Source organism: Phenylobacterium sp. (assembly GCF_036402295.1).
Classification (GTDB): Bacteria; Pseudomonadota; Alphaproteobacteria; order Caulobacterales; family Caulobacteraceae; genus Phenylobacterium.
This window is the reverse complement of the sequence record NZ_DASWTE010000203.1, coordinates 1-11,447: the sequence shown is the minus strand read 5'-3', so window position 1 is coordinate 11,447 and position 11,447 is coordinate 1. Positions and strand designations below refer to the sequence as shown.

At 69.8% G+C, this 11,447-nt stretch carries 12 protein-coding genes; 7 read left to right on the top strand and 5 right to left on the bottom strand.

Going from position 1 to position 11,447, the window contains the following annotated elements:
- A partial coding sequence (locus VGD44_RS12780; protein ID WP_331087561.1) for a GNAT family N-acetyltransferase occupies positions 1-408 on the top strand: 408 nt, incomplete at its 5' end.
- A gap of 90 nt (positions 409-498) precedes the next feature.
- The gene (locus tag VGD44_RS12775) at positions 499-1,464 is read left to right on the top strand and encodes a patatin-like phospholipase family protein (RefSeq protein WP_331087559.1); all 966 of its coding nucleotides are present in this window, start codon (positions 499-501) and stop codon (positions 1,462-1,464) included.
- Here VGD44_RS12775 and VGD44_RS12770 read toward each other — a convergent pair.
- Positions 1,461-3,305 (bottom strand): ABCB family ABC transporter ATP-binding protein/permease, encoded by a 1,845-nt coding sequence (locus VGD44_RS12770; protein ID WP_414694649.1) that lies wholly within the window; start codon positions 3,303-3,305, stop codon positions 1,461-1,463. The two genes, VGD44_RS12775 and VGD44_RS12770, sit on opposite strands and share 4 nt — an antisense overlap.
- 161 nt (positions 3,306-3,466) lie before the next feature.
- Here VGD44_RS12770 and VGD44_RS12765 point away from each other — a divergent pair, with 161 nt between their 5' ends.
- Together VGD44_RS12765 and VGD44_RS12760 are read left to right on the top strand one after the other, a co-directional pair.
- Positions 3,467-4,069 carry a TIGR00730 family Rossman fold protein gene (locus tag VGD44_RS12765; protein ID WP_331087557.1) on the top strand — a complete coding sequence of 201 codons (603 nt, stop codon included), beginning with the start codon at positions 3,467-3,469 and terminating at the stop codon, positions 4,067-4,069.
- A gap of 123 nt (positions 4,070-4,192) precedes the next feature.
- Positions 4,193-5,023: an outer membrane protein gene (locus tag VGD44_RS12760; RefSeq protein ID WP_331087555.1), complete on the top strand. Its 831-nt coding sequence runs from the start codon at positions 4,193-4,195 to the stop codon at positions 5,021-5,023.
- Here the strand turns inward: VGD44_RS12760 and VGD44_RS12755 are convergent.
- A complete protein-coding gene (locus VGD44_RS12755; RefSeq protein WP_331087553.1) occupies positions 5,020-5,958 on the bottom strand; it encodes a LysR substrate-binding domain-containing protein in 939 nt (312 codons plus the stop codon). The genes VGD44_RS12760 and VGD44_RS12755 overlap by 4 nt on opposite strands.
- A 99-nt stretch (positions 5,959-6,057) precedes the next feature.
- Here VGD44_RS12755 and VGD44_RS12750 point away from each other — a divergent pair, with 99 nt between their 5' ends.
- Positions 6,058-6,207, top strand: a complete 150-nt coding sequence (locus tag VGD44_RS12750) for a hypothetical protein (protein ID WP_331087551.1) — start codon at positions 6,058-6,060, stop codon at positions 6,205-6,207.
- Positions 6,208-6,473: 266 nt separating this feature from the next.
- A complete protein-coding gene (locus VGD44_RS12745; RefSeq protein ID WP_331087549.1) occupies positions 6,474-7,007 on the top strand; it encodes a hypothetical protein in 534 nt (177 codons plus the stop codon).
- Positions 7,008-7,254: 247 nt separating this feature from the next.
- On the opposite strand, the gene VGD44_RS12740 is transcribed toward VGD44_RS12745, so the two are convergent.
- On the bottom strand, positions 7,255-7,740 hold the full coding sequence (locus VGD44_RS12740; protein ID WP_331087547.1) for a hypothetical protein: 486 nt from the start codon (positions 7,738-7,740) through the stop codon (positions 7,255-7,257).
- A 37-nt stretch (positions 7,741-7,777) separates the two neighbouring features.
- A complete protein-coding gene (locus tag VGD44_RS12735; RefSeq protein ID WP_331087544.1) occupies positions 7,778-9,823 on the bottom strand; it encodes an NAD(+) synthase in 2,046 nt (681 codons plus the stop codon).
- 157 nt (positions 9,824-9,980) lie between these two features.
- Here VGD44_RS12735 and VGD44_RS12730 point away from each other — a divergent pair, with 157 nt between their 5' ends.
- Entirely contained in the window at positions 9,981-11,174 is a 1,194-nt protein-coding gene (locus VGD44_RS12730; RefSeq protein ID WP_331087542.1) for a low temperature requirement protein A, read from the top strand.
- 17 nt (positions 11,175-11,191) lie between these two features.
- Here VGD44_RS12730 and VGD44_RS12725 read toward each other — a convergent pair.
- On the bottom strand, positions 11,192-11,447 hold a 256-nt coding region (locus tag VGD44_RS12725), incomplete at its 5' end, for a TraR/DksA C4-type zinc finger protein (protein ID WP_331087540.1).

The following is an 11,447-nucleotide window of genomic DNA, read 5'->3' as shown; positions in this document are numbered from 1 at the left end:
ATGGGTATCGACACGCAGCTGATCGACGACGGGACGTATTACGTCGTCGAGTCGCGCGGCGAGATCGCCGGCTGCGGCGGCTGGAGCCGGCGCGCCACGCTCTATGGCGGCGACCACACCCCGGGGCGCGACGCCGCCCTGCTGGACCCGGCGACCGAAGCTGCGCGGGTGCGGGCGATGTACACCCACCCCGACTTCGCCCGCCGCGGCGTGGGCCGGCTGATCCTGGACCTCTGCGAAGCCGCCGCCCGCGCCGAGGGGTTCAGGCGCGTGGAGCTGATGGCCACCCTCTCCGGCCGCGCCCTCTACAGCCGATGCGGCTATCAGGACATCGAGGCGATCGAGGACGCCCGCGGCGGCGCGGCGGTGCCGTTGGTCCGCATGGGCAAGGCGATCGGAACAGGCTGAGCCGCGGCTCGAAAATCTCGGCCGGTCCGCAACCCGACGGCTCGGGGCGGGTTATGGTGCGACGCGAAATCTTGTATGTTGCAGTGCATCATGAAACCCGCGCGATCCGTTTGCCTTGCCCTGCAAGGCGGTGGGGCCCTGGGCGCCTTCACCTGGGGACTGCTCGACGCCTGCCTGCGTGACGGCCTCCGGTTCGAGGGGATCAGCGGAGCCAGCGCTGGCGCGGTCAACGCGGTGGTCCTGGCGGACGCCTTGACCGAGGGCGACGCCGACCACGCCCGGGAGAAGCTCTCCCGCGTGTGGCGGAAGGTCAGCAACGCCTTCCCGCTGAGCGGAACGCTGGCCGTGCCGGCGGCCCTGGCGGCCCTCGACCTGTTGCCGATCCCGCTGTCGCCCACCCGCCTCAACCCCTTCGGCCTCAACCCGTTGCGGGACGTGCTGGAGCAGGAGATCGACTTTGCCCGCCTGCGCCGCGAGAGCCCGGTGCAGCTGTTCATTTCCGCGACGCGGGTGGACGATGGCCGCGCGCGCATCTTCCACACGGGGGAGATCACCCTCGAGGCGGTGCTCGCCTCGGCCTGCCTGCCGCAGCTGCAGCAGGCGGTGGAAATCGACGGGGCGGCCTACTGGGACGGCGGCTACAGCGCCAACCCGCCGATCATGGAGCTGGTCCGCGCCACGCGGTCGCCCGACCTCCTGGTGGTGGAGCTGACGACGCCCCTGCCGTCGAACGGCGAATCCCGGGCCAAGCTGATCGAGAAGCGGCTAAGGGACTTCGCCCTCAGCGCGCCGCTTCAGCGCGAACTGGACACCCTGGAGGACCTGCAGCGGATGTGCCGCGCCGATCGAGCGGCTCGATCGCGACTGGCGCACCGCCTGCGCGCGCTGCGCCTGCATCGAATATCCGCCCAGGCGCATCTGGCCGCGGCGATCGGGTCGAACGCGCTGGACCTCAACTGGACCGAGCTGATGCGCCTGGCGGAAAGTGGCGGCCGGATCGGCGAGCACTGGATGCGCAACGACCTCGCCTTCGTCCCGCCTGCGGCCTCGCCCTAGGCTTCCCGCGTCTGCCGCCGCCAGAGCGCCGCGTATTCGCCCTGGTTGGCCAGCAACACCGCATGGGTTCCGCGCTCCACGATGCGGCCGCGGCGCAGGACCAGGATCTGGTCGGCGTCGACGATGGTGGACAGCCGATGGGCGATCACCAGGGTGGTGCGGCCCGCCTTCACCTTGCGCAGCGTCTCCTGGATCGCCGCCTCGGTGGGCCCGTCGAGCGCGCTGGTGGCCTCGTCCAGGATCAGCAGGCGCGGGTTGGCCAACAGGGCGCGGGCGATGCCCACCCGCTGACGCTCGCCGCCCGAGAGCTTCAGGCCGCGCTCGCCGACGCGGGTCTGCATGCCGTTCGGCAGGCCGTCGATGAAGGGGCCGAGCTCGGCGGCGTCGGCGGCGGCGCGCACCTCCTCGGGCGTGGCGTCGGGCCGGGCGAAGGCGACGTTGGCGTAAAGGGTGTCGTTGAACAGCGCCACGTCCTGCGGCACCAGCGCCACGGCGCGGCGCAGCTCGGCCTGGCGCGCCTCGCGCATGTCGATGCCGTCGAGGGTCACCCGGCCGTCCTGCGGGTCCAGGAGCCGCATGGCCAGCCGCACGGCGGTGGTCTTGCCCGCGCCCGAGGGGCCGACCAGGGCGACGGTCTGGCCGGGCTTGGCGGTGAAGCTCACGTCCAGCAGGCCCGACGAGCGGGCGTCGTGGCGGAAGCTCACGTGGTCGAAGGCCAGCGCCGCCCCCTGCCCGCTGGCCGGCGGCAGCGGCCGGGCGGTCGGGGCGTCGATGATGTCGGGGGCGATGGCCTGCAGCGAGACCATCTGCTCCATGTCGATCAGCCCCTGGCGGATCTCGCGGTACTGGAAGCCCAGCATTCCCAGCGGCGCGTAGAGGCCGGAGAGCAGCAGGATCGCCATGGTGATGTCGCCCAGCTGCAGGCGGCCGCCGGCGACCTCGTAGCCGGCCATCACGGTCAGCGCGGCCAGGCCGACGTTCAGGATCAGCGACTGGGCGCCGTTGAGCAGGTTGAGCGAGCCGTTGGCCCGGGCGCTGGCGTCGACGTACTGGGCCATGGCCCGACCGTAGCTGTCCACCAGCCGCCCCTCGGCGCCGAAGGCCTTCAGCGTCTCGTAGTTCATCAGCGCGTCCGACGAGAGCCCGGCCGCACGATTCTCGGACTCGTTCAGCTCGCGACGGTGCGACAGCCGCCAGTCGGTGATCTTGAAGGTGACCACGGCGTAGACGACCAGGGTGGCGAAGGCGGTGAGCGCGAAGCGCCAGTCCAGCCGGATCACCATCACCGCCATGGCCAGCACCAGCTCCACGAAGGTGGGGCCGAGGTTGAAGATCAGGCTGCGGATGAGGAAGTCGGTGGACCGCGCGCCGCGATCGATGATGCGCGACAGCGTCCCGGTCTGCTTGGTCTGGTGGAAGTCGAGCGAAAGCGACAGCGCGTGCCCGAAGCTCTCCACCGCCGCCCGCGCCATGGTGGACTGCGAAACCCGCGTGAAGATGGCGTCACGGGCGTAGGGCGCGCAGGCGGCGACCAGCCGCAGCCCCGCGAACGCCACCGCAAGGCTGACGAACGTCGCGCCCACCGCCAGGCCGCCCTGGGCCGCCGGCGCCAGGGTGTTGATGGCGTCGCCCAACATGACGGGCGCCAGCACGCCGCAGAGCTTGCCCACGAACACCAGCACCAGCGCCGCGGCGATCCGCAGTCGCAGCTGTGGCGCGCCCGAGCGCATGACCAGCGCCCCGAGGTCGGCCATCGAGGCCCAGAAGTCGAACTTCGCGTCCTTGGCCTCTACGGCTCCAGGGCCGCTGAACCGGCCGGTTGCGACATGGGCGTGGACCAAGACGCGTCAGGTCCCGGCGAGGCGCGCCGGGCGGCGCGCGACCTTCGAGGAGCTCCAGCGATTCACGGTTTACTTGGCACTCCTTAACCCCGAACCTAGCTACTTGGGCCTGTTCGCTGCGCAAGCAAGCGGCCCACACAGTTTTCCTTGGAGTATGCGTCATGGGGCGTCGCCGCCAGCGCCTGGAATCGGCCTGCGTGTTCTGCGGATCGTCAGACGCGGCAGATCCGGCGTTCCTCAGCGCCGCGCGGGCGACGGGCAAGGCGCTGGCCGACGCCGGCATCAAGCTCGTCTACGGCGGCGGCGGCGTGGGCCTGATGGGCGCGGTGGCGCGCGCGGCGCACGAGGCCGGCGGCGAGGTGCTGGGCATCATCCCCACCTTCCTGGTCGGCGCCGAGCGGGCGCTGGAGACGGTCGAGCACATCATCGTCGACAACATGCATGAGCGGAAAATGCTCATGTTCCAGCGATCGGACAGCTTCGTGATCCTGCCGGGCGGCATCGGCACGCTGGAGGAAGTCGTCGAGCTGCTGTCGTGGCGACGGCTCGACCTGCACGCCAAGCCGGTGGTCTTCTACAACCCGCGCGGCTTCTGGGAGCCGCTGTTCACGCTGTTCCGGCACACGGTCGACGAGAACCTGACGCCGCCGGAGTTCATGCAGGCCTGGGTGGCCGTCTCCACGGTCGACGAGATCGTCCCGGCCCTGCTGGCCCAGGGCGCCGAGCCCTACCCGTCCGAGGCCGCGGTCGGCCGTCGGGGGTAGTGGCGGACTCGCCACATAGGCGAGGAGTGCGACAGCCCGCCGCATCCGGAGGCCCCTCTCCAGCGTAGAGGCGTCGACGGGCCGCTATTCCGCAGGTCCGGATACAACCTGGACGGGCTCTACATGAAGAACATTCTCCTCGCCGCGGCCGCGCTGTCGGCCGTCTCGTTCGCCTCCTCCGCCAGCGCGCAAGCCACCGACTGGACCGGCGCATATGTCGGCGCCTCGGTAGGCTACGCCGACCGCTCGGAGAGCAAGGGCGAGACGATCGGCTTCGACACCAACCTCGACGGGACCTTCGGCGACACCGTGCGCAACGCCGCCGGCGCCGACGCCTTCTCGACCGGCTTCTGCCCGGGCTCGTTCAACACCAACGCGGCGCCCGGCGGCTGCCGCAACGACGACAAGACGGACGTCGAGGTCTCGCTGCGGGGCGGCTACGACTACCAGTTCGGCCAGTTCGTGGTCGGCGGCGTCGTCGAATATAGCCGCCTCGAGCTGCAGGACGCGGTGACCGCGTTCTCCATCACACCGGCGGCCTACAACTTCACCCGCAAGCTCACCGACCTGTGGGCCGTGCGCGCCCGCGGCGGCTACGCCTTCGGCGACAGCCTGATCTACGCCACCGGCGGCTATGCGGTGGGCAACATGAAGCACAGCTTCACCACGACGAACACGGTCAACGCCTTCCCGCTGCGCGGTGGCGGCGACGCCAAGGGCTATCAGCTGGGCGTCGGCTTCGAGCACAAGCTGACCGACAACATCAGCATCGGCGCCGAATTCCTGCGCACCAGCCTGGACGACGACGACTTCGGCACGCGCGCCGCCAACAACGGCACGACCGCGGCCACGAATCCGTTCCTGCTCGTCAACCCGCAGGGCACCGACTTCCTGCGCACCGATGACGACTTCGAGTTCAACAGCTTCAAGGCGACGGTGAGCTACCGGTTCTAGGCCGGTTCAGCTCCGCGGCGCGCCAGCTGACGGCGCGCCGCGGGGTCGGCCTGGACGTGGTCCAGGAGCCAGGCCCGGAACGCCGCGATCTTGCGCGTGCGCCGCCGGTCCGCCGGATAGGCCAGCCAGTAGCCGCCCTCGTCGCCGATATAGATCTCGAACGGCTGCACCAGCCGGCCGGCGGCGATGTCGGCCGCGAACATGACGGGCGAACCGATCGCGGCTGTGCCGTTGGCCATGGCGGCCGCCACTTCCAGCACCTGGGTGTCGCCCATGATCCGGATGGAGCCGTTCGGCGGGCTGTCGGCCAGGCCGGCGGCGCAGAACCAGGCGTTCCACTCGGCCTCGGAGCCGACCCGTGAGGCCTTCTGCAGGTCGGCGGGCGTGGGCGACGGGCCGAGCGCGGCCATGGCGGCCGGCGTCGCCAGCACGGTCTGGTTGGACGGGAACAGATAGATCGACTCCAGGCCGGGCCACGAGCCATGGCGCGAGGACCGGATGCCGACGTCGGCCTCCTCGCGCATCAGGTCGATCAACCGCGCGTCGCTGTTGAGCCGCACGGCGATCTCGGGATGGCTCACCTGGAACGCCCCCAGGCGCGGCGCGAGCCACTGGGTGGCGAAGGTCTGCAGCGCGGTGATGGCCAGCACGCCCGCGCCGCTGTCGGAGATGTCGGAGATCGCGCTGCGCAGCGCGGTCATCGCCTCGGCCGCCGCCCGCGCCAGGCGCTCGCCGGCGGCGGTGAGCTGCACCTCGCGCGGCAGCCTACGGAACAGGGTCTGATCCAGCCGCCGCTCCAGCGCCTTCACCTGCCAGCTGACCGCCGCCTGGGTCATGCCCAGCTCTTCGGCGGCGCGCGTGAAGCTGCCCAGGCGCGCGGCCGCCTCGAACACGCGGATGGCGCTGAGCGGTATGGTGGCGAGCGGATCAGACATAAGTCGTGCTTATGAATACAGCAGGAGAACCGGTTTGAGAACCGGCGCTCTGAAGACCATCTTCCCTGGCAACGGATAACCCCCTGACGGGAGATGGTCATGGAAGAACTGCATCGGATCCATAAGGACGTTCCATTCGGCTATTGGGTCGACTACATCGTCCCGGCCTACCGCGCGATCGTCCGCAAGCTCGCCGCCCGCAAGGCCCTCCCCGCCCCCGCCGAGGTCCGCCTGATCGGCCTGCGCTGACGAAAGCGCTCCCCTTCATGGGGAGGGTGTCTGGCGCACAGCGCCAGACGGGTGGGGAAACCTGGATCGTGCCCAGGTCACCCCGAACCCGAGCGCGCCGCAAGCGTCGCTATTATGAACCGCAGAGCGCGCAGAGATACGCAGAGCAACGGGTCGATCTCCCCTCCGCGAATCTCAGCGTCCTCCGCGGCTGAATCCGACGGCTTTCCCATTACCCGCACGCCCAAGGCTTGACTGCTGTCGCGACCTGTGTTCTTGTTTTGTTCATGTCGCAGGACGCCGACACGACGGTGGAAGACGCCCTCCTCCTCGAGCTCGCGCAGCTCGGCATGGACATGGCCCGCCGTGTGCACGAGGCCGCGTGCGCCACCACCGACGTCGAGCCGCTCGTCGCCCTGATGAACGCCTTTCACCAGATGAGCCGCGGGGTCCGCCAATCGCTGGCGCTCCGCGCCCGCTTCGCCGCCGGAACCGTCGTGACCGAACGCGCGACCACGGCCGAAGCGGCCTCGCCCCGCGCGCCCGCCGCCGAGCGCCCGGATGTCGAGCGCCCCGACTGGAGCGACTACGAACGTCCCGACTGGAACGAGCGGCTCGCCACGGCCGCCGAGCCCCTCGACCTCGAACGGATGGACGCCGATCCGGACGTGTGTCGCACGCGCATCCGCCGCGACCTCACCATCGTCTCCCGCACTCCGGCGCTCGCCGCCATCCCGGCGCTTCGAGCCCCCGCCGCCGCCCTCGCCGGCCGCGCCGCCCTCCTCGGTGGCGCCGCGCTCCGGCTGGTCAACACGTCCTGAAGGCATAGACCGCCTCCTCTCCCAGGCGCGGAGCGCCGTGGGAGAGGCCGGGAGAGGGCGGCGCCGACGAAGGGCCAGCCGCGCCGTGGGACCCGATGATCCCAAGGCGACAGCATCAGAATTCCGACAAGCCCGGACTGCGCGCGCAGATCCGGCGATGACCCATGGTCCAACGCCACGTCAGGGCACGCGCCGCGTCGATCTCGAAGACTACAAGCGACGCGTTGCTGACATTCACCGGGATGCGTCAAATCGCCATTCGGGTCCGCAGAAACTCCAGATACCGGCAGTCCTGATCCGCGAAAATTTCGTTGCCTGCCCCCATGTAGGCCCGAGCGAGTTCATCGGCGGCGCGATCCTGCTCGCCCGCATCAAAGAGAACCTGCCCCAGTCGGAGGTGAAGGAACGGATTACCGATGCCGTCTGGACAGTGCATCGCGTATTCGAACGCCTCTCTTGCCGAAGTTTGGAAGCCTCCAAGGAAACAGGCGTCGCCTATCGCTGCGAGGACCCACGTAGAGGCGTTCCAGTTCGTCTTTGGCTCAGGAACGAGGCGCCAAGCCGCGTTGTATCGAGCGATAGCGTCCTCAAACATCCGCGCTTCAGCCAAACGATCGCCTTCGGCGCAGAGCGCCTCGATCTGGGCATGCAGGGCTGAGGGCAGCTCGGCCGATTCGCTCATTTCACCAATTAGGCCCAGCAAGGTTCCGTTCACCGCACCCGTCACGGACACGCCGATTCCTTAGACAACCCGGCCGCATCATCCCTCTCTACGGCACGTTCGCCTCCAGCTCGTCCAGCCAGGTCCGCGCCGTGCCGTCGCTGGGCGCCCGCCAGTCGCCGCGCGGTGAGAGCGCGCCGCCCGAGATGACTTTCGGGCCGTTCGGCATGGCCGAGCGCTTGAACTGGCTGATCTCGAAGAAGCGGAAGAGGAAGACGCCCAGCCACTTCTTGATGGTCGCCAGGTCGTAGGCGTTGCGCGCCTCGTCCGGGAAGTTCTCGGGCCACTGGCCGTCCGCCACGTCGCGCCAGGCGTGCCAGGCCAGGAAGGCCACCTTCGAGGGGCGCAGGCCGAAGCGGGTGATGTGGAAAAGGTTGAAGTCCTGCAGCTCGTAGGGCCCGACCTTCGCCTGGGTCGACTGGATGGCGCCGTCGGCGCCGGCCGGCACCAGCTCGGGCGAGATCTCGGTGCCCAGGATCGAGAGCAGGGTGGCGCACGCCCCCTCGTCGAACTGCTTCGTCTTCACCACCCAACGGATCATGTGCTGGATCAGCGTCTTCGCGAGCGAGCCGTTGACGTTGTAGTGGCTCATCTGGTCGCCCACGCCATACGTGCACCAGCCCAGCGCCAGCTCGGACAGATCGCCGGTGCCCAGCACGAAGCCCGCCCGCTGGTTGGCCAGCCGGAACAGGTAGTCGGTGCGCAGGCCCGCCTGCACGTTCTCGAAGGTGATGTCGTAGACCGGCTCGCCGCCCGCGAAGGGGTGGCCGATCTCCTCCAGCATCAGCCGGGCGGTCGGCTTGATGTCGATTTCCTCGCCGGTGACCCCCAGGCCGCGCATCAGCGCCCAGGCGTTGTTCTTCGTCCCCTCGCTGGTGGCGAAGCCCGGCAGGGTGAAGCCCAGGATGTTCTCGCGCGGCAGCCCCACGGCGTCGAAGGCCTTGGCGGCGACGATCAGGGCGTGGGTGGAGTCGAGGCCGCCCGAGACGCCGATGACGATGTGCTTGGACTTGGTCGACTGGATGCGCTTGGCCAGCCCCTGGACCTGGATGTTGAACGCCTCGTAGCAGTCCTTGTCGAGGCGGGCCGGATCGTCGGGCACGAACGGGAAGCGGTCCAGCGGCCGGACCAGGCCCACGTCGTCGAAGTGCGGCTGGTGGGCGAAGCGGATGCGCCGGAAGGCCTTCTCCGGGTGGCCGGCGGCGGCCGCTCCGTCGTTGAAGGTGGGCGTGCGCATGCGTTCCAGCCGCAGGCGCTCCACGTCGATGTCGGCCACCGCCATCTCGGACTGGGCCGGGAAGCGGTCGGTCTGGGCGAGCCGGCGCCCCAGCTCGTGGATCGAGGCCTGGCCGTCCCAGGCGAGGTCGGTGGTGCTCTCGCCCGGCCCTGCGGCCGAGTAGAGATAGGCCGCCTGGCAGCGCATCGACTGGCTGGCGCACAGGATCTCGCGGTCGTCGGCCTTGCCCACCACGACGTTCGAGGCCGAGAGGTTGCAGAGGATCAGCGCCCCGGCCATGGCGCCGGCCGTCGACGGCGGCAGCGGGGCCCAGAAGTCCTCGCAGACCTCCAGGTGGAACACGAAGTCGGCCAGGTCCTCGGCCTCGAACACCAGGTCAGTGCCGAACGGGACTTCCTGGCCGGCCAGGCGCATGGTCAGGCCGGTGACGCCGGCACCCGGCGCGAACCAGCGTTTCTCGTAATATTCCCGATAGTTGGGCAGGAAACTCTTCGGGACGACGCCCAGGATCCGGCCCCGCGAGATGGCGATCGCGCAGTTGTAGAGCCGGCCGTTGTGGGCGAGCGGCGCGCCCACCACCAGCACCGGCTTCAGCCGCGCGCTGGCCCGGGCCAGCCCCACGATCTCGGCCTCCACGCGCCGCAAGAGCGCGTCCTGCAGGAACAGGTCGTCGATGGCATAGGCCGACAGCCCCAGCTCCGGGAACAGCATCAGGTCGCAGCTCTCGACGTCGCCGTCGTGCGCCAGGCGCAACGTCTCGGCGGCGTTGAAGCCGGGATCGCCGGGCAGCACGGCCGGGGTGCATACCGCCGCCCGGACGAAGCCGTGCGAATGGATCGAGTGGAACGCCTGCGTCACCGACGGCTCCCGTCCGGAGTAATGCTCATTTTGAGCATATATAGGCCGACGGCGCGCGGACGGCAAAGCCGCTCCGACTCGAAGGCGTCACGAGGTTGGCGGACCGCGCCGTCCGACGCTACGGTCTCACTTGGAAAGCGTGTCGGAGAAGCGGCGGATGTTGCGCGCACGGGTGCAGGGCCAGCACGCCCGCGTGACCACCGTCGAGCTCTTCTTCGACCTGGTGTTCGTCTTCGCCGTCACCCAGCTCAGCCACTCGCTCCTGGCGCACCTGACGCCGCTGGGCGCCGCCGAAACCGTGCTTCTGATGCTGGCGGTGTGGTGGGCGTGGGTGTTCACCGCCTGGATCACCAACTGGCTCGACCCCGATCACGCCAATGTACGCGCGATGCTGTTCGTGCTGATGGCCGTGGGGCTGGTGATGTCCACCTCCCTGCCCCACGCCTTCAACGCGCGGGCCGTGCCGTTCGCTCTCGCCTACGTGGCGTTCCAGGTCGGGCGCACGGCCTTCATGATCTGGGCGTCGGGCCGCGATCCCTCGCTGCGCCGCGTCTTCGTGGGCATCCTCGCGTGGTTCTCGGCCTCGGGCGTCCTGTGGCTTGCGGGCGCGTTCGCCGACGAGTCCCTCCGGCTGGCGATCTGGGGCGCGGCGCTCGGTATCGAGTTCGTGGGCCCGGCCGCCGGATTCTGGATTCCCGGTCTCGGCCGCTCGGACACGCATGAATGGACGGTCGAGGGCGGGCACATGGCGGAGCGCTGCGGCCTCTTCATCATCATCTGCCTCGGCGAGTCGGTGCTGGTGACCGGGGCGACCTTCAGCCAGCACGCAATGGACCCGACAACGGTCGGGGCCTTCCTGGCCGCGCTGGTCGGCGCGATCGCCATGTGGTGGATCTACTTCAACGCCCACGCGGACCTTGCCGCCCACGCCATCGCCGGGTCCGACGATCCGGGCCGCATCGCCCGCGTCGCCTACACCTACGCCCACATCCCGATCGTGGCCGGGATCATCGTGACGGCGGCCGGCGACGAGCTGGCGCTCGCTCATCCGCTCGGGCACGCCGAGGCGGCGGCCGCATGGCTCATCCTCGGCGGCCCCGCGCTCTTCCTGGCGGGAGGGGTGTGGTTCAAGGCGGCGATCTTCCAGCACCTTTCCGCGCCGCGGGCCGGCGGGCTGGTGCTGCTGGCGGCCGTGGCGCTGGCGTGGCCGCACCTCACGCCGCTCGCCCTGTCGTCGGCGGTCACGGCGGTGCTGGTGGTCGTCGCAATGTGGGAGACCGTGGACTACCCCCGAGCCCTCGCGCGCCTGCAGGCCAGGTCCGGCAGACCCGGCGCTCCACCCGCCGCTTAGATACCGCCAGGGGCGGGTCAGTCGTCGCGGTGGACCCGCTCACGACGCTCGTGGCGTTCCTGGGCTTCCAGGCTGAGCGTGGCGATCGGCCGGGCGTCGAGCCGGGCCAGGCCGATGGGCTCGCCGGTCTCTTCGCAGTAGCCGTACGAGCCGTCCTCGATCCGGCGCAACGCTTCGTCGATCTTGGAGATCAGCTTGCGTTGCCGGTCACGAGTCCGGAGCTCAAGGGCCCGATCAGTCTCCGAGGACGCCCGATCGGCAAGATCGGGATGG